Source organism: Aliiglaciecola sp. LCG003 (assembly GCF_030316135.1).
In the GTDB taxonomy this organism is placed as follows: domain Bacteria; phylum Pseudomonadota; class Gammaproteobacteria; order Enterobacterales; family Alteromonadaceae; genus Aliiglaciecola.
Genome location: NZ_CP128185.1, coordinates 1,740,960 through 1,762,466 on the forward strand (window position 1 = coordinate 1,740,960; position 21,507 = coordinate 1,762,466).

At 43.8% G+C, this 21,507-nt stretch carries 21 protein-coding genes; 8 read left to right on the forward strand and 13 right to left on the reverse strand.

The features are described from left to right. Positions 1-33: 33 nt before the first annotated feature. Genes trpCF through QR722_RS07415 form a run of 4 tightly spaced genes read right to left on the reverse strand, consistent with a single transcriptional unit; the run spans position 34 to position 4,672 of the window. Positions 34-1,431, reverse strand: a complete 1,398-nt coding sequence (gene trpCF, locus QR722_RS07400) for a bifunctional indole-3-glycerol-phosphate synthase TrpC/phosphoribosylanthranilate isomerase TrpF (protein ID WP_286286704.1) — start codon at positions 1,429-1,431, stop codon at positions 34-36. Next, positions 1,432-2,463 (reverse strand): anthranilate phosphoribosyltransferase, encoded by a 1,032-nt coding sequence (trpD, locus tag QR722_RS07405; RefSeq protein WP_286286706.1) that lies wholly within the window; start codon positions 2,461-2,463, stop codon positions 1,432-1,434. A gap of 2 nt (positions 2,464-2,465) precedes the next feature. Continuing rightward, the gene (locus tag QR722_RS07410) at positions 2,466-3,068 is read right to left on the reverse strand and encodes an aminodeoxychorismate/anthranilate synthase component II (RefSeq protein WP_286286707.1); all 603 of its coding nucleotides are present in this window, start codon (positions 3,066-3,068) and stop codon (positions 2,466-2,468) included. Then, positions 3,065-4,672, reverse strand: a complete 1,608-nt coding sequence (locus tag QR722_RS07415) for an anthranilate synthase component 1 (RefSeq protein WP_286286709.1) — start codon at positions 4,670-4,672, stop codon at positions 3,065-3,067. Before QR722_RS07415 ends, QR722_RS07410 begins: the two co-directional genes overlap by 4 nt. A gap of 353 nt (positions 4,673-5,025) precedes the next feature. On the opposite strand from QR722_RS07415, the gene QR722_RS07420 reads away from it, so the two are divergent. From QR722_RS07420 to rluB, 5 genes are all read left to right on the forward strand, one after another. Then, positions 5,026-5,880 carry a PHP domain-containing protein gene (locus QR722_RS07420; protein WP_286286711.1) on the forward strand — a complete coding sequence of 285 codons (855 nt, stop codon included), beginning with the start codon at positions 5,026-5,028 and terminating at the stop codon, positions 5,878-5,880. Between the two features lie 67 nt (positions 5,881-5,947). Continuing rightward, a complete protein-coding gene (locus QR722_RS07425) occupies positions 5,948-6,568 on the forward strand; it encodes an L-threonylcarbamoyladenylate synthase (protein ID WP_286286713.1) in 621 nt (206 codons plus the stop codon). A 6-nt stretch (positions 6,569-6,574) separates the two neighbouring features. Further along, positions 6,575-7,429 (forward strand): segregation and condensation protein A, encoded by an 855-nt coding sequence (locus tag QR722_RS07430; protein WP_286286715.1) that lies wholly within the window; start codon positions 6,575-6,577, stop codon positions 7,427-7,429. After that, positions 7,417-8,082, forward strand: a complete 666-nt coding sequence (gene scpB, locus QR722_RS07435; protein WP_286286718.1) for an SMC-Scp complex subunit ScpB — start codon at positions 7,417-7,419, stop codon at positions 8,080-8,082. Before QR722_RS07430 ends, scpB begins: the two co-directional genes overlap by 13 nt. After that, on the forward strand, positions 8,082-8,936 hold the full coding sequence (rluB, locus tag QR722_RS07440) for a 23S rRNA pseudouridine(2605) synthase RluB (protein WP_286286723.1): 855 nt from the start codon (positions 8,082-8,084) through the stop codon (positions 8,934-8,936). Before scpB ends, rluB begins: the two co-directional genes overlap by 1 nt. 80 nt (positions 8,937-9,016) lie before the next feature. Here rluB and QR722_RS07445 read toward each other — a convergent pair whose 3' ends face one another. The 7 genes from QR722_RS07445 to QR722_RS07475 form a co-directional block, all read right to left on the reverse strand. Further along, a complete protein-coding gene (locus QR722_RS07445) occupies positions 9,017-9,400 on the reverse strand; it encodes an MAPEG family protein (RefSeq protein ID WP_286286725.1) in 384 nt (127 codons plus the stop codon). Between the two features lie 368 nt (positions 9,401-9,768). Continuing rightward, positions 9,769-10,446, reverse strand: a complete 678-nt coding sequence (locus tag QR722_RS07450; protein WP_286286727.1) for a DUF4097 family beta strand repeat-containing protein — start codon at positions 10,444-10,446, stop codon at positions 9,769-9,771. Positions 10,447-10,614: 168 nt separating this feature from the next. Then, complete coding sequence (locus QR722_RS07455; RefSeq protein WP_286286729.1) at positions 10,615-11,289, reverse strand: transglutaminase-like domain-containing protein; 675 nt, start codon at positions 11,287-11,289, stop codon at positions 10,615-10,617. 86 nt (positions 11,290-11,375) lie between these two features. Further along, complete coding sequence (locus tag QR722_RS07460; RefSeq protein ID WP_286286732.1) at positions 11,376-12,269, reverse strand: NAD(P)-dependent oxidoreductase; 894 nt, start codon at positions 12,267-12,269, stop codon at positions 11,376-11,378. 40 nt (positions 12,270-12,309) lie between these two features. Continuing rightward, complete coding sequence (locus tag QR722_RS07465) at positions 12,310-13,884, reverse strand: FMN-binding glutamate synthase family protein (RefSeq protein ID WP_286286734.1); 1,575 nt, start codon at positions 13,882-13,884, stop codon at positions 12,310-12,312. Between the two features lie 193 nt (positions 13,885-14,077). Further along, the gene (locus QR722_RS07470; RefSeq protein ID WP_286286736.1) at positions 14,078-15,397 is read right to left on the reverse strand and encodes a type II toxin-antitoxin system HipA family toxin; all 1,320 of its coding nucleotides are present in this window, start codon (positions 15,395-15,397) and stop codon (positions 14,078-14,080) included. Further along, positions 15,391-15,705, reverse strand: coding sequence for a helix-turn-helix transcriptional regulator (locus QR722_RS07475; RefSeq protein WP_286286738.1), 315 nt, complete (start codon positions 15,703-15,705; stop codon positions 15,391-15,393). Before QR722_RS07475 ends, QR722_RS07470 begins: the two co-directional genes overlap by 7 nt. 293 nt (positions 15,706-15,998) lie before the next feature. On the opposite strand from QR722_RS07475, the gene QR722_RS07480 reads away from it, so the two are divergent. After that, the gene (locus QR722_RS07480; protein ID WP_286286740.1) at positions 15,999-16,796 is read left to right on the forward strand and encodes a glycoside hydrolase family 75 protein; all 798 of its coding nucleotides are present in this window, start codon (positions 15,999-16,001) and stop codon (positions 16,794-16,796) included. A 383-nt stretch (positions 16,797-17,179) separates the two neighbouring features. Further along, positions 17,180-17,932: a MipA/OmpV family protein gene (locus QR722_RS07485; protein ID WP_286286742.1), complete on the forward strand. Its 753-nt coding sequence runs from the start codon at positions 17,180-17,182 to the stop codon at positions 17,930-17,932. A gap of 150 nt (positions 17,933-18,082) precedes the next feature. Here the strand turns inward: QR722_RS07485 and QR722_RS07490 are convergent, their stop codons facing one another. Together QR722_RS07490 and QR722_RS07495 are read right to left on the reverse strand one after the other, a co-directional pair. Continuing rightward, positions 18,083-18,973 carry a TIM barrel protein gene (locus tag QR722_RS07490; protein WP_286286744.1) on the reverse strand — a complete coding sequence of 297 codons (891 nt, stop codon included), beginning with the start codon at positions 18,971-18,973 and terminating at the stop codon, positions 18,083-18,085. 46 nt (positions 18,974-19,019) lie between these two features. After that, entirely contained in the window at positions 19,020-20,027 is a 1,008-nt protein-coding gene (locus QR722_RS07495; protein ID WP_286286748.1) for a LacI family DNA-binding transcriptional regulator, read from the reverse strand. 291 nt (positions 20,028-20,318) lie between these two features. On the opposite strand from QR722_RS07495, the gene QR722_RS07500 reads away from it, so the two are divergent. Continuing rightward, the gene (locus QR722_RS07500) at positions 20,319-21,467 is read left to right on the forward strand and encodes a Gfo/Idh/MocA family protein (protein ID WP_286287604.1); all 1,149 of its coding nucleotides are present in this window, start codon (positions 20,319-20,321) and stop codon (positions 21,465-21,467) included. Positions 21,468-21,507: the final 40 nt, after the last annotated feature.

The window sequence follows — 21,507 nt, forward strand, 5'->3', positions numbered from 1 at the left end:
TGATTCTCTTTTTAATTAAATTTATTATTAAGTTCATTTAAAGGTTCTAAGCGCGCTAAACGCTTGAGTAATTTTGTTGTGATCTTTAATTCCCGGCGCAACTTCCACCCCAGAGTTAATATCTATGCCTTGGGCAGGCGTGTTGGCGGCTAGGCTAATATTCTCTGGGGTAATGCCTCCAGCAACGAAGACCGAATTAGTTGCCGGTAGTTGGGATAACAATTGCCAATCGAATTGTTTTCCTGTGCCACCTGATTGATTACCTACCTTACAGTCGTAGACAATGCAGTCTAGGTTTCGAAAAACAGTCGGTGACAACAATTCTGTATCTCCAAAAGTTACCGCTAGCGCTTTCCATATCTGGCAATGTTGGGGGAGTTGATCACGCAGTTCGTCTATAAAGGTTTGTTGTTCATTACCGTGCAACTGCACAGCAGATAACTTCAAGGTGTTGGCATATTCAACAATCAAAGGGATTGTGGCATTGACAAATACACCGACATAAGCAAAAGGAACCGCGTTTACAATCTGCTTGGCTTTTGGGAGTGCTATCTTGCGAGGGGAGCCATCGGCAAATATTAAGCCCGCATAGAGTGCACCACTATCTTTAACGTGTTGCGCGTCTTCTATACAGGTGATACCGCAAACTTTCACTGTTCCATAAAGCAGTTTTTTCACTGCACGGCTAATATTCTGTTCGGCCATGACAGAGCTGCCAACCAAAAAGCCATCAACCAGCGATGCCAATCTTCGAACATCTTTATTGGTATAGATACCCGACTCAGAAATAATTAAGCATTGATGTGACGAGGCTTTTATCAAGGGAACCAATTTTTCGGTTGTCGCAAGGTCCGTGCTTAGGTCACGAAGATCTCGGTTATTAATACCAATGATCTTTGCACCCAAGGCAATTGCTCTGTGTACTTCAGTTTCGTTACTCACCTCAGTTAATACGTCGAGTTGATATTGAGCAGCTAATTCAGCAAGTTGTTGATAGCTTTCATCATCTAGCACCGATAGCATCAATAAAACCGCGTCAGCATGGTGATATCTGGCCAGATAAATCTGATAGGGGGCGACAAAAAAATCCTTATTGAGCACTGGCTGATGAACCCTATCACGCACATATTCCAGATACTCGAACTTACCTTGGAAATACTTTTCATCGGTAAGTACCGAAATACAGGCTGCGTAGGGTAAATATGCTTGAATAATTTCATCTAAATTGAAATCTTCGCGGATCAGCCCTTTGGAAGGTGAGGCTTTTTTACATTCAAAAATAAAGCCAGCGTTAGGGTGTGCCAAAGCATCGTAAAAGCTTCTGTCCGAGGGTGTCAGTGTGCTGATAAACGACTCCAGCGGCAGTTGTTCTTTACGTTGGGACAACTCCTGATGTTTGTCAGCCACAATTTTTTCTAACACATTTGCCACTTAGTTAACTCCTTGCTGACTGATGATTGCAGCAGATAGTATAGTTTCTAAAGCTCTACCCGATTGCATCGCATCAATGGCCATATCTGCGCCACGTTGGTAACTATCTACTTTACCGGTCAATTTTAGTAGTGCGCCTGCATTAATTGCAATGGCAGCCTGATGGGCTTCTTGTCCTTGACCAGAGAGCACCCTCTCTATATGTGCTTTGTTCTGTTCTGGTTCACCGCCTTCAATACTTTTTAGTGAATGTTGCTGTAAACCAAACTCAGCTGGGGTCAGGGTGTATTGAGTAATTTCATCCTCCGCTAGCTCTGCAACCTGTGATGGACCATGTAAGGCTAATTCGTCCAAGCCACTGCCATGAACCACCAAGGCGTGTTTGTAGCCCAGTAAGCGTAACGTTTTCGCGAAAGGAAGCACAAATTTTGGCGCATATACACCTATCATCATATGAGTCGGCTTAGCCGGATTGGCTAAAGGTCCCAGTAAATTGAACAAAGTGCGGGTTTTTAGAGTTGTGCGCACAGGCATCGCATATTTGATCCCTGCATGATAATTAGGTGCAAATAAAAAACTCAGATTAGCCTGATCCAAACATTCACGGGCAGTCGCCGCACTCATGCCAAGATCCATTCCGAAAGTACGGAACAAGTCAGCAGAGCCCGATTTGCTCGATACACTGCGATTACCGTGTTTGGCCACTTTCAATCCACAGCTTGCCGCTACTATAGCTGCTGCTGAAGAGATATTAATGGTGTTGTGACCATCACCGCCTGTGCCTACTATGTCGGCAAAATCATAGTCTGGGCGCTCAAAAGAGCTGGCATTTTCAATTAATGCGCCAGCTGCGCCGGCAATTTCATCTGGTGTTTCACCCTTTATTTTTAAAGCGGTGAGCAAAGATGAAATGACAATGTCATTTAATTCGCCCTTTACGATTAAGGAAAACAGTGACTGACAGTCTTGCTGAGACAAGTTATGCCCTTGGTAGACTGATTCAAGATGGGTTCGAAGAAGGTCTTGATTCATACTTATGCCTTTTGCGTCAGGTAATGGATGCTTTGGTCAAGCAACTGGCTACCTTGAGAGGTTAAAATGGATTCGGGATGAAATTGGAAGCCTAACATCATGTCCTTGGTGTGACTAACAGCCATGGGGATATCATTGTACTGGGCGATCACCGGTAATTCAGGTGGCATATTGCTGGCCATGAGTGAATGGTATCGAGCAACAGGCAATGGGCTAGGCAAGTTAGCAAAAACGCCTTGAGCAGAATGATTAATATAGGATGCTTTGCCGTGCATCACTTCGTCACTGCGCACCACGTCGCCACCATAAGACTGCACTATGGCCTGATGACCAAGGCAAATGCCCAAAACCGGGAAATGACCTTTAACTAGATTCAGTAGAGTTAACAAACAGCCTGCGTCTTTTGGTGTACCTGGGCCAGGTGACAATAACAAGACGACTTGGCTTGAATCAGATTGCTGCTGCATGCGTTTGAATATCTTGTCTGCCGAGACAGAGTTGCGATATATGGTGAGCTCATGGCCTAAGCCTCTAAGCTCATCCACTAGGTTATAAGTGAAAGAGTCAAAATTATCTAACAGGAAGACACTGATCGGCTTGTTCATGCTTGATTCTCCTGAGATAGAGTTGGAGTAACTGAAGCCAGAATGGCGCTGATAACAGCTTGTGCTTTGGCGCGAGTTTCATCCGCTTCGGCCTGCGGATCCGAATCATATACAACCCCTGCACCTGCTTGAATATACGCAACGTCATTTTTAACAAACGCCGAGCGGATCACGATACAGGTATCCATGTCGCCATGACCGTTAATATAACCGACTGCACCGCCATAACTGCCTCGGCGCTTTTTCTCAACTTGACGAATTAGGCTGGCGGCACTGACTTTAGGGGCACCGACTAAGGTTCCCATATTCATACAAGCGGCATAAGCATGTAACGCGTCCAAGTCATCACGAAGCTGACCTACCACGCGGGAGACGAGATGCATAACGTGGGAATAACGATCTACTTTGAGCAAATCTTTTACATAACGGGTGCTGGGTTTGGACACTTTCGCCACATCATTACGGGCCAAATCAACTAACATGATATGTTCCGCTTTCTCTTTTTGGTCTTCACGCAGGTTCAGCTCTATACGACTATCCAGGTCAAGGTTGATGCTGCCGTCTGCATGTTTTCCTCTTGGTCGAGTGCCGGCGATAGGATAGATTTCTACTTGATTGGTTTGATGTTCATATTTTAAAGCTGACTCGGGAGAGGCTCCGAACATACTAAAGTCTTCATCTTGCAAGTAAAACATGTAGGGGCTGGGATTTTGTTTCTTTAGTTTGGCATAGGCAAGATAGGGATGGGGGCAGGGCAGACTGAAACTGCGGGACGGCACCACTTGAAAGATATCACCTGCCAGAATGTGTTCCTTGAGATCCAGCACATCTTGTTTAAAGTGCTCATCGTCTTTGTCGACTTTAAGGTCACACTCTATGGCTTCAATTTGCTGGGCAGGCAGCTCAGTGAGCGATTCAAGTTGGCCTAAGGTCTGTTCCATTTGCTGGCTAACAGCAAAATAACTATTGGCTACATTTGCACCGCTAAAGACGCTATTAATCACTTCGGTTGTTTGCTTTTGATGGTCGATAACCAAAAGTGATTGAGCAAGGTAAAATACGAAATCTGGGCAGCTATTTTCACTCTCTGCTACGTCAGGTAATTTTTCGAAGCTAGCTAACAAATCATAGGCAAAGGCACCGCCTAAAAATAAATTCTGCGGATGTTCCCGCAAACAACGAATCCGCTTGACCATTAAACGCAATGCATCAAATACAGCAGGTGCTTTGAGACGCGCATCTTCGTCTAAGTCATCATTGGCAGGGGGGAAAACTAAGGTTAAACTCAAACCATCAGCAGCTGATTGAGTCGTGACTGATGGGGGGCGGTGTAACAGAAATAGAGGAAGTAAAGATGCGCCATTGTCGTTCAATGCCGTTATCTGCACAATTTGACCGTTGCAGACTAATTTTAATGCCGAATCGAGTAAGATTAAACTTTTTAAATTGTCTTTACTGTCGATTTCAGCTGATTCGAGTAACAAGCAATTGGCTTTGTTGGCACATAATTGCTGAAACGCATTGAGTGGATCTTTAACATAGGGTCCTTGTCGGACGAGTGTCTCGGCGATACCTGGTTGATCGCTTAATTGCGTTAAACTCATATTATCTTTCTCAAGGTCAAAATATACTGCAAATGAAATCGTTTCGGGCAGATACGAAAAAGGCCCGTTAAACGGGCCTTTTAAAACTATTTGTACAAATACAAACACTCACAGCCCGCTAGTTAGGGATGTGCCACCACCAATTTTTGTTTTCTGCTGTTTGGATGTTTGTGTTCATATTTATTAACTTGGGCTCAATTATCGTAAAGTCGAAAGATTAACGGTTAATTAATCTGATTATTTTTTGGTGTTTAACATATAATGCACCAGAGCCCCTATAGAAGAAAACAAATGGGCTGTTGTGTCAATAGATCAGGCTATAAAAAAGTTAAAATAATGGACCAATGCGTTATATGATAGAACCTAAAAAAATCGACCTACATAGTCATAGTCATTATTCAGACGGGCATTTGTCGCCTGAAGAACTGCTGATGCGTGCGCATAATATGCAAGTAGATGTGTTGGCCCTGACAGATCATGACACTGTTCAAGGTATTGCAGAGTTGCTCGAATATCAGCAAGAGTACAAACGGGATTTGACCATAATTCCTGGCGTGGAAATTTCCACCTCTTGGCATGGTTTTGATATTCATATAGTGGGATTAAACGTCGATCATCAAGACAGTCTTTTGTTAGAAAGATTAGCTTGCCAATCCAAACGTAGGGAAGATCGAGCATTAAAAATAGCTCACAAATTAGATAAAGCTGGCGTGCCTGGTATTTATGAAATTGCTAAGTCGCTGGCCGGAAAAGGCCAGATCACACGCGCTCACTTCGCTAGAGCGTTGATCAAGCAGCAAGCAGTGAGCGACATGGAGTCGGCCTTTAAAAAGTATTTAGGTAAAGGAAAGAAAGCCCATGTTAAGCCTGAATGGATCTCTTTTGAAGAAGCGATTCAATGGATTCAAGAAGCCGGTGGGCAAGCCGTATTAGCCCATCCTGGTCATTATGATATGACGGCTAAATGGTTACGTCGCTTGGTAGGTGAGTTTGCTGCGGCAAATGGCGACGGCATAGAAGCCAATCACCCCCATTTGGCTGCTACTAAGCGCCAATTGCTGGTGGAGTTAACATTGGAGCATAAGCTGCTTGCTTCCACTGGCTCAGATTTTCATTTTCCAAGTCGTTGGACTGAGTTGGGCAAAAATTTATCAGTTCCTGATAAGCTCACACCGATTTGGCACAATTGGGCTAGCATTGCAGCGTAAGAAAAATCACATTTAGAATAGTTTTTAGTGCTGAATATCAGCCACACATACGGTTAAATAAGTTTTTATGAGTCAGTATTTTTATATTCATCCAGATAATCCTCAGCAGCGTTTGTTACGTCAAGCGTGTGAAATTATTCGCAGTGGCGGTGTAGTGGTATATCCCACCGATTCAGGTTATGCCATTGGCTGCCAGATGGATGATAAAAACGCCCTTGAGCAGTTGTGTCGAATTCGTCAAATTGGCAAAGATCATAACTTTACTCTGATGTGCCGTGACATGTCAGAGCTTTCTATATATGCACGGGTAGATAACACTGCATTCAGGCTGATTAAAAATAATACCCCAGGGCCTTACACCTTTATTTTGAAGGCGACCAAAGAAGTCCCTAAGCGATTACAGAATCCAAAGCGTAAAACTATCGGTATCCGGGTGCCCAACAATGCCATTGCCTTGCAATTGTTAGAGGAGCTTGGCGAGCCATTAATGTCAACTACGTTGATTTTACCCGGCGAAACTCAAGCTGAATTCGACCCTGATGATATTAGAGATAAATTAGAGCGTCAGGTTGAGCTTATCATCAATGGTGGTTATCTGGGCGAGCAACCTACTACGGTAATTGATATGTCCGAAGGTGATGTGGTGATTATTCGTGAAGGAAGTGGTGATAGCAGCGTGTTTGGTTAATTATTAATGAAAGATACACAAGCACCTAAAGCGCCTATCCAGCAACCTTTGCCTTTGGCGTTCGTCAACGGCGAAGCTATGTTGGTCAAGCCGGAGGATCTATATATTCCGCCGGATGCACTGGAAGTTATTCTCGAAGCGTTCGAGGGGCCATTGGATTTATTGTTGTATCTTATCCGTAAGCACAAGTTTGATATTGTTAATCTACCGATTTTGCAAATTACCCAGCAATATATGCAATATGTAGAAGTGATGAAAGACTTAAAGCTAGAATTGGCAGCTGAATATTTATTGATGGCGGCTATTTTAGCTGAAGTGAAATCGCGATTATTGTTACCTAAACGACCTGATGCTGAGGATGAAGAAGATGATCCTCGGGCAGAGTTGATAAGACGTTTACAAGAATATGAGGCGATTAAACTAGCCGCGCAGGAGATGGACGGCTTACCTCGGTTGGAAAGAGATGTGTTTGTTGCCCATGGGGTGCCCAGTGACAGTGTTGAACCTATCAAGATCCAACCGCAGGTTAATCTACAAGATGTGGTGTTGGCTTTTCAGTCCGTGCTTAAAAAGGTCAAAGCCTTCGAGCATCATCAAATCGCTCGAGAAGCGTTGTCGACCCGTGAGCGGATGAGTAAAATTCTGCAGCAATTGAGCAGTGATGGATTTAGCGATTTTGAATTGTTGTTTACGGTGGATGAAGGAAAAGCGGGTGTGGTGGTGTCCTTTTTAGCCATTCTCGAGTTAGTTAAAGAACAGCTGGTGGAATTGGTGCAGGCCCACCCTCTGAGTCAAATACACCTTAAACTGCGCAGCATGAGTGACAGTGACGATACAGGTGAAGCTCTATGGCAAAGTTAACCGATGTGCAATTAAAACAGTTAGTTGAAGCGGCGATTTTTGTTGCCGATGAGCCACTGACCAAAGAAAAACTGCAGGAGAGTGTGCTTGAAGGTCTCAAAATATCAAAAAAGCGTCTAGCGGACGCCTTAGCTGAATTGGTGCTGGATTACGCGCCTCGGGGTGTGCAGTTGGTAGAAGTTGCCTCAGGTTATCGATTTCAATCCATGGACAGCTTGAGCCCTTGGTTGAGTAAACTTCGGAATGAGCAGGCGCCACGGTATTCCCGCGCTTTGTTAGAAACCTTGTCGCTGATTGCCTATCGACAACCCATTACCCGTGGCGAGATAGAAGATGTGCGTGGCGTAGCGGTTAGTAGTCACACTATTAAGACCCTGACAGAACGTAGCTGGATTAAAGCTGTCGGGCATAAAGAGGTACCCGGAAGGCCAACTTTATATGCTACAACTAAAGAGTTTTTAGATTACTTTTCATTACAAAGTCTAGCTGATTTGCCGCCGATGCAAAACTTCGAAATGCTGTCAGACTCTCTCGAAACAGAGTCAGAAAAACAGTCTTTACCAGCAGAGCAAGCTACAATCATACAGGACTTAGATCCCAGTCAACCTGCTGTGATAGCAGAGACAGACATAAACAAAGAGCATTTACACTAATGAGTGAAAAATTACAAAAAGTGCTGGCTAATGCCGGTAAAGGTTCTCGTCGCGAGATGGAGAAATGGATAGAGCAAGGGCGTATTTCGGTTAACGGTACCCTCGCCACTTTGGGCGATCGAGTGGAAGTTACCGATCAGATTCGGATCGATGGACACTTGTTGTCAATTCAGCAAGAAAAACCGGTCTGCCGAGTGCTGATGTATAACAAGCCAGAAGGTGAATTATGTAGCCGTAAAGATCCTGAAGGTCGTTCGACGGTTTTTGATCGTCTACCCAAAATACAACATGGCCGCTGGATTGCGGTAGGCCGTTTGGATATCAACACCAGTGGATTATTATTGTTTACCAATGATGGTGAGCTTGCCAATCGATTGATGCATCCTAAGCATGAAGTGCAGCGGGAATACGCCGTTCGTGTATTTGGCGAAGTCGACAACAGTATGGTAAATAAGCTTAAAAAAGGCGTTGAGCTTGAAGATGGCATGGCTAAGTTTACCACTATCGCTCGTCGCCCTGGAGATGACGAAAGTCTGAATACTTGGTTCAACGTGACCTTATCTGAAGGACGTAACCGAGAAGTGCGCCGTTTATGGGAATCACAAGGCGTACAGGTGAGCCGCCTAATTCGAGTCAATTACGGTGGCCTAGAGTTGCATAAGCGCTTACCACAGGGCGGGTGGATGGAATTAGAGCTGCCAGAACTCAATACCTTGCGTAAATCAGTCCAGTTGCCCTATGAAACTGAAAGTCTGGTCAACGAAAAGCGTAATAAATTAGATCATGTGAGGATCAGTCGTATGCGCCGTTCCGTAAAAAAACACAAAGTGAATAGCAAACGTAAAGCTGACTAGTTATCTACTGATTATCCCAGACATAAAAATCCCGTCACTGTCGTAGACGGGATTTTTTTGATTGTAGGGGAACACAAAGGCTAGATTGAAATAACCAGTAAGCCAATAGAGCAGATGAAACCCACTAGCCAAACAACACTTCTGAGTACATGAATATTGAACCAATAACAAAATGCATAGATGGTACGGGCAATAATAAACGTGATGGCTAGATATTGGGCAATGTCGCCCACTTGATGGGTTACAATAGCAGCAAGTGCCCCAGGGGTGAACATGATCAGCGCTTCAAAACTGTTTTCATGCACCGCTTTTGCTCGTCCACCAAATCCGCTGAGTTGACTCTGTTGGGCCCGCGGATGGCGGTTGTCGTAGCCCCCTTGTTGATTCATTGCAACGGCAAGTGGTGCTTTGAATAATATCGGCATGATTGTCGCTATTGCCAGGCAGATTAGAATTGTGGTCATAATTTTCCTTAATCTAGTAAAATAGCTAGTTTGATTCAGGGTTAACCTGAGTAACTCAATGAGATAAAACCAATGGTTATGTTAGTAGTAACCCATCGGCTTTATTATGGATCATATTCAGCTACTCTAATACTATCCTCAATGTAGAACAACATATTCATTTTTAAAGGAATTCTATATTTAAATCATGGTAAAGCTTGGTTGAGCATTAACCTTTGGGCAGGATTAATTATGTGTGCAGTTTGGTGAATAAAAAATGGCTGCCTTTAGACAACAATAAATGTTGAATAGACAGCCTAATGGCAGGGATATAACTCAGACCACTAATTTGGCTTAGCAATCGTTAAGAATGTAGTGCGTGGGACGTCTTATTCACCGTATTCAATGCTGACTTTTTTAAGCAATTGAGCATCGTCAATTTGTAATTCTACTTCTTGTCTTAAAATGATCTGACCATCAATAATCACGCCATTTTCAATTTTTAAAACGGGCAGGGTGCGAGGGGCTTTGCGTTGATTTCGGGTATAAAAGATTATGTCACCTTGAATTTGTGAACCATCTTTGAGAATAATATCGCCATTGTACGTAGTGGTGTTGCCTGAAACGATAACGCCTGATAATTCGATGACGCCGTTGACATTCTCCACGTCACCGTCCACCCGAGAATGACTCGTTAGCCGAATACTGCCATTAACCGTTTCAACCGGACCTTGACTGTGAAAGTCTTGCTGGGCTTCTATATCTCCATTAACTGTTTTGGCACTTTTAACGGTAACGTATTGACCCATGTCAATATCACCATTGACTGTGTCTACATTCCTAGCATTGACTGAATCAGCTAAATTGATGCTGCCATTAACTGAGCTTACGTTTGAAACGTGTTTGCCTTGGGATACATCAAGACCACCAAAAATACTACTTACGCCGTTTCCGTGGGTGTCATCGCTATCATTACCAACATGGATAATACAAGCAGAAACAGAAAGAACTGCGGCACTGATGATGGCGGCTTTGCTGATTGATTTTATTAAGAATGAAGTTGACATTGTGTTCCCAAATCGTGATAAGTGTTGTTGAATTTAATTTAGATACTTTCACTTTAGCAGGACTCGGGCCAACTCTTAACATATTGAAATAAATAGATAAATTGTTGACACATGGCAAAGTGACAAAGTTGAATTAGTCAATCCAACGAACTTTTAGGTATTTAGACTTCAGATCTTGGTTATTTCAGCCTCCAAACTAGCTGGTCTGTTAGTTGCGTCAGAATAGCTTTGATTAAACAACGAAATGTGTGGGTAAGCCTGACTGACGGCATCGAATATCTTCTCTACCGGCATCTCAGCAAAGCTGCCATGATCGGTCACATACTCCATATGCTTGTCACCCGATTGAGTGAAAGAGTGAAACAAGGAATCAGACTTTCCATCAAAATTCAGTGGCTGAATGTTGAACTTTTCACAGAGTGTGTGATTAAAAACAGGTGTGCATTTCACCCATTTATCATGCATATAAATTTCCGCGTAGCCATGCATAACAAACAAATCAGTTTTTAACCAATCGATCAATTTGGGGCTAGAAAGGTGGTTGCGTACATCCCCCAATCCTATCCGAGCGGGAATTCCTAGTGCACGACTAACGGCAACCAATAAAGCGGACTTAGGTATGCAGTAGGCGCTATCATGTGTCGCGGCATAACTGGCTTTTAGTGCCTCGACGCCATCGCTAAAAGTGTAGGGATTGTAGGCAATGTTGTCACGAATTAAATAATAAGCGGCAATAATTTTTTGATAGGGATCAGGCTCTTCAATACTTGAGATTAGAGACTGTATTGATGGATGAGAGTAATTAAAATATTCATTTTCTTGGAGATATTGAGAAAGATTCAAAACTTGGATCTCGAGTTGATTTTACACTGAGATCCAAGCATAACGGTTAAGTTAAATAGATAACAATAATTATAATTTATACTCTATTATTTGTTATTTTTAGCCAGTAGGGTAATTAGGCTAGAGGTATCAAATCTCCCCCCACCATTAGCCTGTACTTGGCTATAGAATTGATCGACCAAGGCCGTAACTGGCAGATGTGCTCCGACAATACGTGCTTGGTCCAGCACTATGCCAAGATCTTTACGCATCCAATCTACGGCGAAACCAAAGTCGAATTTATTATCTACCATGGTGTGCGCGCGGTTTTCCATTTGCCATGATTGAGCAGCCCCTTTAGAAATTACCTCTACTACGGCGTTGGGATCTAATCCGCTTTGTGTGGCAAAGTGCATAGCTTCTGATAATCCTTGCACAATCCCTGCGATGCATATTTGGTTAACCATCTTACTAAGTTGACCGTAGCCAACAGGCCCTAAGCGCTTTTGCATCTTAGCATAACAGTCAATTAATGATTCAACCTTGGTGTAGTCTTGTGGCTCACCACCTACCATTACCGTGAGTTGGCCATTCTCTGCGCCAGCTTGACCACCTGATACGGGTGCATCTATGAAAGCAATGTGAGTTTTGGCAGCAATCTCAGCAAGTTCAATGGCCACGGTCGCAGAGGTGGTGGTATGATCTACGAAAGTGCTTCCCTTTGGCATGGTTTGAAATGCCCCATTTTCAGCGGTTGTCACCGAGCGAAGATCATCATCATTACCCACGCAGGCAAACACGACCTGTTGATCCTGTGCTGCAAGGGCTGGGGTTGCAGCAAGCTTACCGCCATATTGCGCCACCCACTTTTCGGCCTTCTCAACGGTACGATTGTATACGGTGACGTTGTGACCTGCTTTAGCAAGGTAGCCCGCCATGGGATAACCCATTACGCCTAAGCCGATAAAAGCAATATTTTTTGCTTGATTGTTAGTAGTCACATTCACCTCATTTAATTTTCTGTTGGTCTATTGTTAGTTTTTAACCAGTTTTCTCATTGATAGTTTTAAGTCCGCTAGTACTTTCTACCACATAAACTTTTGGCATAAAGCATGCAGATGAAGATTCTTGCATTTCTTTTTTGAATTGTTGGGGGTAATCATCAGTTAATAAACAGCCTACTGCTAGACTGGGATAAATCTCATCGTAGCGCTTGATCTCTGTTTCACTTGTTCGGCGAAAAATATGTCCGCGGTTGAGTTGACTGTGATCACGCAATCCCGCGGAAGAGACTATATCTAAAGTGGCGTTGACTGTCTCAGCATGATAGCGCGCGACCCGTTGTGCTTTATCTTCCACCACCAAGCCTTTGGCCAAAGCACGCTTTTGAGTGGCTACACCGGTAGGACATTCATTGGTATTGCACACCAAAGATTGAACACAGCCTATCGCCATCATCATGCCGCGAGCGCTGTTACACATGTCGGCTCCAACCGCGATATTTTTGACTAGATGGAATCCGGTGAACGTTTTGCCACTGGCAATCACTTTTATGTCTTTCTTAAGGTCAAATCCTTTTAAAATATCACAGACATAAACGAGGGCTTCACGAAGGGGCATACCTACTGAGTTGGAATACTCCAATGGCGCTGCACCCGTGCCCCCTTCACCGCCATCTACGGTAATGAAATCTGGTTTAATACCCGTTTCCACCATGGCTTTACAGATCGCTACGAATTCACTCCTTTGACCGATACAAAGTTTAAAACCAATAGGTTTGCCATTTGATAAAGTTCGCAACTGCTCAATGAAGTCCATCATTTGTAACGGGGTGGAAAAGGCACTGTGCCCTGGCGGCGAATCCACTCGCGTGCCAGGTTCGACCAATCTGATACGAGCAATTTCAGCGGTATTTTTATCCGCAGGTAAAATACCACCATGACCGGGCTTAGCACCTTGGGAAAGCTTAATCTCGATCATTTTTATCGATGGCTCTATGGCCGTTTTTGCAAAGCTATTAGGGCAAAACGCCCCTTGCTGGGTGCGGCAACCAAAGTAGCCGGTGCCGATTTGCCATACCAAATCCCCGCCATGCTCTAAATGATAGGGACTGACACTACCTTCGCCAGTGTTATGATAAAAATTGCCTAATTTAGCGCCTTTATTGAGGGCACGAATAGCATTGGAGCTTAAAGAGCCAAAACTCATGGCTGAAATATTGAAAACACTCGCTTCGTAGGGTTGCAGACAGGCGGGGCCACCGACTTTTACCCTTGGTTCAGCTTTATCAGAATCGTAATGTATGGCACCAATGGAGTGGCTTATCCATTCGTACCCCACTTCTTGAGTATTCAGTTTTGTACCGTAAGGTAGGGTATCTAATGCGCCTTTTGCACGCTGATAAATGACTGAGCGGAACATGCGATTCACTGGTGTTCCGTCGGTCTCTGATTCGAAAAGGTATTGTCTTACAAAGGGGCGGATATCTTCCATTAACCAGCGGCCATGGCCAACTACTGGATAATTTCTAAGCAATGCATGCTTGGTTTGAAAAATATCATAAAAGCCCACAATAGTGATCGGCATTAGCAGTACTAGCAACCATAGTGTTTGCATCTGTATAAAACTGAAAAAAATCACTGTTGGCCAAGTAATTAAGCAAAAGAGGTAGAAAACATGGCGCATATTGAATTCCAAGTATGAGTGGAGCCTTTAACATGCAGCATAAACTACAAGTTTGTGCCTATAAAACCAAGTGTTATCCATAAAAAATTCAGATTTACCTTTGACAAATTTTAATCAAGCTAGGTTAAATACTCAGCCGTAAATTGAACCTTATTTCATCTACCAATGTTTTTGGCACATGGTGCTGCAGGGCCAGTTTACGCCATTGAGACACCTGTTCTATGGTGTGATCAATAAGGTGATCTACTTTTTGTTTAGTAAATAAAGCACTTATAGATTTAAAGGTGTAAAAGTCCTGACGATTAAAATTATCCCGCTTACCATTAATTGACATCCAATGACTATTTACCCATTTGCTACCGGGTTTGTAGCTATATGCCAAATCATAGGCAGGAGCTAGCTGCCATTGCTGATCACTATCAAATAGGAAAGACACGTTTTTCGCATGGTCATCATGATTTCGTGCTACTACATTGAAAATCATGCGGCGAAAAATTTGCTCTGCATCCTGAGCGGATAACTTTAATTGCCGAGCCACGTGAAATAGCTCTGCATAGGAGAAACTGCCAACCTGTTTATAGCTAACGTGGGCCATAGCGTTAAGCGTTTGAACGTGCACTTTTTGATTGCCTATTCTATCATATCGCTGAGTCACAAAATGGCGTCTATTCCCTTCGTTTAGCAAAGAGCAGGGCATCATGTCTATTCCGCAGTTTTTTGCCATTAAGTAATACACGTACTCCATCGCGCCGTAGCCCATAGGATCGCCAAAGGTTTGTTGATTTTGATGGTGTTCACTGACACCATCAAATTTCATTAAATAGTGAGTAAAGCCCTCAGGTGCATCTGTTTGACCAGAGCGGACTTGAGTGAAATCTTGATTAAAGGCCAGCACTGCTTTGGGTCTTGCTCCACCGGCACTCATGCCGACTGACATTAATGCCATCATCGCTTGTTTGTCTTCTTGACCTGAGTCAGACAGGGAAACTTCAAAATCAGCTCGTTGGTTAATAATCTCCTGAGCGATTTCAACTAAGGTGTCCACAGCGATTAGCTGAGATGAATTTAGGTTTTTGAGCCGTGTTGCAGGGGCATAGGTTAGCGCTCCCATGCCACGGGGACCGGTATATTTAAGTCTCTGAAGGGGGGTAATATCTTGTGGTGATTTCCCTTGGGCGGCAACCCAAGCGTTAATCACGGCATTACCGAAGTCATCAGGTAAGGAATCTGCAATTAAACCAGGTAAGCCTTTAAATGCCTCAAAATCGGCTTCTGGGAAGCTATAGATAGTTTTTGATAAGGGCATTTTAAGTGGCGAGAGTTGAATACCGGTTTTAATAAAACTAGGATAATATTCAAAAGCCCCAAGTCGGGTTTGTTCATTGTAACTGACCACACCGACTTCTTTTCCTTGGTAACTAACCTTAACTACCTCCATTACCATGATGGTTCATCCTGGTGTTCGTTTGTTTTGGTCCCCGATGCTCTGCGTCTTTTATTACCTTGACGTTTCTCTAGTTGAATGGGAGACGGTGGTTGGGGTGGCAGAAAGAGGTCCAAATGTCCCTGTAAACCCAATGCATATAGGATAGCAACAAAGGTATCCAGTTGGGTTTTACCTTTTTCGGCGTTAATCACCGCTTTACGAGATATGCCCGCTTGGGTTGCCACATCTTGTTGAGTGAGATCGAGGTTGAGTCTTGCCTGTTTGAGACGCTCACCTAAGGCTTCAACTGAATCTGTACTGTTCACGCTGCACCCACTAAGTCCTATAAATTAAACATTAAGTCAATATTGTAGCTTAATATTCGATATATGTCACATTATGATTCTTCGCTTAATGTTCAAAATATGGAACTTATTTCGAGTAAAAGCCCTTAAAGTGCCATTATGAGGACATTATGCGAGGGTTAACCAAATAGTTCCAAGCTGGTATGTCGACAATGAAATTCGGCGGTTGTTGTCTTGATGAGGCTAATATTACCCTTTTGACTTTTGTATGAAAATTAAACAGTATGGAGTGACACATTCCAACAGGTACCTTTATGAAACCTTTACTTTTATCAGTTCTACTATTTACACCTATGATCAATGCTTTGGCTGAGGAGAAGTGCGAGTTTCAGCATTGGCAAGAATATAAAAGTAGTACCTTATATCGAGACCAGACTAATACTGCCATTGCATTTACATCCAATATTATCCATTTGGACGCTGATGGGGCACCTAATGCTTATCACCCTGATGATATAGGCTTGCCCTGTGGAGGCTCTGGCCCCTTTAAAGGGTTGGATTGTCCTGCCAACGCGGGCTACCCCAAGTCTACTTGGTGGCCAGACGTACTGGTTAAAAGTCCAACTGATCCGACGGAGGCTTATACTCAGAAAGAGGGACAGTTTGCTGGATTTATGGTCTCCAAAACCGCTTTGATCAACGCAAACATCAGGGATGTTAGCGACCCAAATCGCTATGTTGATGCCACTACTATCCCTTACTTGGTGTACCCGGGGAAGTTCTACAAGCTCAAAGGCAGTGGAAAAATGGGCGACTTGGGCGTGGCTTATAATTTAGCAAATGGCCAGTCATCGGCCTTCGTTGTGGGGGATGTAGGACCGTCAAAAGCTGAATTGGGCGAAATGTCTATCCGCTTAGCTGAAACCTTGGGGGGGACCTCACCTAATCCCCGTACCGGGCAAGGAGCGCCGACTGGCATCATATTGTATGTGATCTTTCCGTTTTCCTCTGCGCGCTATCCGTGGCCTTTAACCATTGAACAAATTAACCTACAGGCCAATTCAATGCTTGATCAAATAGGAGGCATTGACGCGGTGAAGGGCTGCCGTTAATCTTGTTATCCAGCCAAAGCTAGCTGCGATCGTTTTACTGTCTTAGGCTATCTCGTTGTCACAGGAGATAGCCCTCTATTGTGCTAAAAGTATGATCCAACAGCAGACTTTCTAACGTACTTGCCCCTTACTAGTTTTATTACATGGTTATCATCAGCCAACTACACCTCTGCGAATCTTAAACACTGCTGAATCTACCAAGAAACATGGTTAAAAGAGAGGGGCTGAAGATCTATGTGGCGTTTAACCGAACCTAACCCTAACCCTAACAGAATGTTACAACTGGCTACCAAAACATTACACACTGTAACAGTCTAGCCAGTAAGTTTTGATTAGACTGTTTTGGAAGGTCCAAACACAGATCAAAAATACAAAGGAATATTATGAAAACACTTAATTATGTAAGTTTAGGGTTAGTGATGGCTTGTGTTTCCCTGTCGCACCAGGCACAAGCAACAGACGGGCAGTGGACAGTTGGCGCTGGTGTAATTGCAGTGGATAACCCCTATATCGGTGTAGACAGTCGAATTATGGCACTGCCTTTCGTTACCTACAAAAGCGAAAACCTAACCTTTAGAGGCTTTGCATTTGATTATAAGGTGATGCAGTACCAAGACTTGACATTTTCAATCATCTTGAAGCCCGGTGATGGATTTTTAGATAGCTCGGACTCTGATAACGAAGCAATCCGAGCGTTGTCAGATCGAGATCTTTCATACTATGCCGGTGTTAAGATGTCACACTCGAGTAAGTTAGGCAGTATAAGTGCTGCGGCCTCCCATGACCTATTGGGCAACGGAGATGGTTATATAATAGATGCTGATTATTCTTATCCCATTCATTTAGGCGAGAATGTGATGGTGGTGCCCACTATAGGCGTATCCTATAACAGTGCAGATGTGTCAAACTACTATTATGGTGTGGCCGCAGGTGAGTCTGATGTATTCGACCAGTATGCTCTTAGTACAACGGTCAATGCTTATATTGGTTTAGTGGTGACTTACAAAATTGATAAAAACTGGTCAGTATCAGCAATGGCTAAGTACACACAATTGGATAAAGATATTGAATACTCACCTATCATTGATGATCGTCAAAAAACGATGGGCTTGCTCTCGTTGAACTATCGGTTTTAGGTGGTTCCAGCGCAATCTCAGCTTGATGAGTTGAATAAGGGTTATTAACCCCGAGGTTTGTTGGCATCATTAACAATATGAATACGGGGGGTAGCAAAAATTGCTACCCCCCTCACACCGTGGGTAGGATTTTTCTCAATGCAACGCTGTTTAACCAGCACGTAAAGCGGCGAGTGCTTTATAACCTTGCTGGATAGTTTGTAACTTGTTGTCCGTTTTATCGCGCTCAACAAAGAAGTGCTCGACACCGGCTAATTTGGATTGAGCAAAGATTACTTTGAAATCTATTGTTCCCGTACCTACATCCGCAAAATTACCTGCTTTATCCATATCTTTCACATGCCATAACTTAAAGCGTCCTGGGTACTGTTTAAAATACACTAAGGGGTCTTGCTGTGCTTTTACCATCCAGTATAAGTCCATTTCCATAGCCAACAGATTAGCATCTGTTTCATTCAGCAATACATCGAAGGGTAGTTGACCATTGCGCATTTCAAATTCAAACGCATGGTTGTGGTAAGCCAGGGTTAATCCAGCCTTGCTGCACGCTGTTCCAATGATATTCAACCGCTCGGCAAGGCGCTTATAAGTATCTATATCTTTACCCCGTTGTTCTTCGCTCAAATAAGGCAGAACAACAAATTTATGACCTACCTCCAATGCGTGATCAATTACCCCGTTTACGCCATTGTCAAAGGTTTCTAAACTAATATGGGCAGAAGGTGCGGTGAGGCCTTCCCCTTGCAGCAGTTTTCTTATTTCACTGGGTTTATGCTCAAAATAACCGGCAAATTCCAATTCTTTATACCCCACCGCGGCGACTAATTTTAAGGTCGCAGGCACACTCACCGCCATCATGTCGCGCAAGGTGTACAGCTGCAATCCAACTTTAGTCGGTGCGTTAGAGGCGAATGCCAAACTGCCAGGAAGCGCTGCCATCCCTAGGGTTGCCGCACTGACTTTCAGAAAGCGACGGCGATCTATAGGTTGCTTTGTCGTGGGCGTCGTGAAATTAATACTAGGTGGCAATGTGGCGGTCATTATCGTTCTCCATTTGCTGTTATATGCTGAGTATATTTGAAGCCAGTTAATTGACTGGCGCAGGACCTGTACTAGTTCTTACTATGAGTTCGAACGGCATAATCACTTTCGGGGCCTTGGTAATTTTTCCGGTGAGAAGATCAATGAGCAGAGACACAGCTGTCTGACCAAACTCTTCAGCAGGCTGTGCGATTGTGGTTAATGGCGGATCACAAAAAGCGGAGAAAGAGATATCGTCAAAGCCTGCAATAGAGATATCGTTTGGGATCCGCAAGCCAGCCTGTTTGAAGCATTGCATTGCACCAATAGCGGTTTCATCATTTTCGCAAAACACTGCAGTAGGACGGTCTTTACTGCTCAGTATTATACTTGCCGCATCGTGACCTGACTGCAGAGTGAAATCTCCTGGATAGAGTAGTGTTTTGTCGAAGGCTAAATCGGCTTCGGCTAAAGCATCGCGATATCCGGCTAATCTTTGGCAGGTTAACGGACTCGATTGAGGGCCTTTTATCAAGGCTATTCTGGTGTGGCCTAATTCTATTAAATGCTGGGTCATCGCCTTTGCCGCAGCTCGATTATCTAATGTCACTACAGGACAATTGATATCGTCCAACACTTCACACACATTAACCATGGGCAACATGGTATCTCTTTTATCCATAGAAGCGTCAAAGGGATTGTAGGCGCGCAATTGGATCAAGCCATCCGCCTGGGAGGTTTGTACCATTTTTGCAAAGTTTGCCTCTATGGCTTCATCACCTAATGTGTTTCCTAGCAAAATGGAGTAGCCCCGTTCAGCCGCCACTTGTTGCATACCATTGATGACACGAGCAAAGAATACATTGGCAACGGTAGGTACCAACACCACTATATTATGGGTTTTACCGGAGCGAAACTTGACCGCCATGAGGTTAGGTTTGTAACCGACTTCGGTCACTGCCGCCATCACCCTCTCACGAGTTTTAGGAGACACCCGTTCAGGTTGTTGAAGCGTTCTCGATACCGTAGCGACTGAGACACCTGCCATATCAGCTACTTGACGTATATTTGGCATATGTGCTTTTTCCTAACCTGTGTCTGCTGTACAAAAATGCAATGTAACCGTTATCATTATTATAAAAATAATACCTTCGTTTAGATAAAAATCCACCAATAAATTAAATTTATGGCAAATGATAGCGGTTTTTTTAAACTAAATTTTAACAAGTTAGCCGAATAACAGGATTTTCAGGCTGAAATCCATTGACACAATTAAATGTAATCCGTTACATTTTATAAAATGATTACATCTGTGTAACATAATTGTTAGCAAATGATAGTGAGTTAGGAGGCTAATGTGACAGCAATCAAAAAAGTTCGTATGGGAATGGTAGGAGGAGGAGAGGGGGCTTTCATTGGTGCTGTACACCGTCACGCTCTAGCTCTGGACGGACAAATTGAATTAGTTTGTGGAGCGTTTAGCCGCGATCCTGATAATAATCAGCGCACTGGTGACAGTCTAGGTTTGGATGCGCAGCGGGTCTATTCATCATGGCAAGCGTTACTCGTCGCTGAGGCCGCCTTAGCGCCTCAAGACCGTATGGAAGTGTTAATAATTGTCACACCCAATCATCTTCATGTACCTATTTCAATCGCTGCGATAGAAGCTGGCTTCCACGTATTTTGTGAAAAGCCAGCAGCAGTATCACTTGAACAGGCGATCGAACTTAAATCTCGAGTCGACAAAAGTAATAAACTCTATGGATTAGCCCATACTTATCTTGGTTATCCGATGGTTTGGCAAGCGCAAAATATGGTAGCGGAGGGACTGTTAGGCGACATACGTAAAGTGTATGTTGAATATCCTCAGGGTTGGCTTTCTGCTAATGAAGAAAGCCACAACAAACAAGCATCATGGCGCACTGATCCAAGTCAGGCTGGAGGCAGTGGTTGTATGGGGGATATTGGTACCCATGCCTTCGGACTTGTTGAATTTGTTTTACAGCAAAATGTCACTTCCCTTTGTGCAGACTTAAACACCCATATTGATGGACGCCGTTTAGATGATGATGGAGCCGCCTTTCTGCGCACCGAAAAGGGCGCAAGTGGGGTGTTAATCGCCAGCCAAGTCTGTGCCGGTGTGGAAAATGGCTTAAAAATTAAAGTTTACGGCGATAAAGGCGGAATCGAATGGGAGCAAATGTCACCTAATTCTCTAGTGTATCGTCCGGTTGGTCAACCTTATCAAGTTCTTAGAGCTGGTCTTGGTCAGCCAGGTTTATGTACAGAGGCGCTCAACCGTTGTCGTACACCAGGCGGACATCCAGAAGGATATTTGGAAGCAATGGCCAATTTGTACGTGGATTTTGCCGCAGCAGTCAGAAAAGAGCTCGCAGGCAAAGCACCTGGCGTACCCGGGATAGACTCCGGTCTGCGTGGTATGGCTTTCATAGAAGCTATGTTGTCGAGTAGCAGCAGTGACACCAAATGGCACCCTGTGCCACACAATGATTAAGATTAAAAGGTAGCTGATATTTAGCTGCTACACAGGAGAA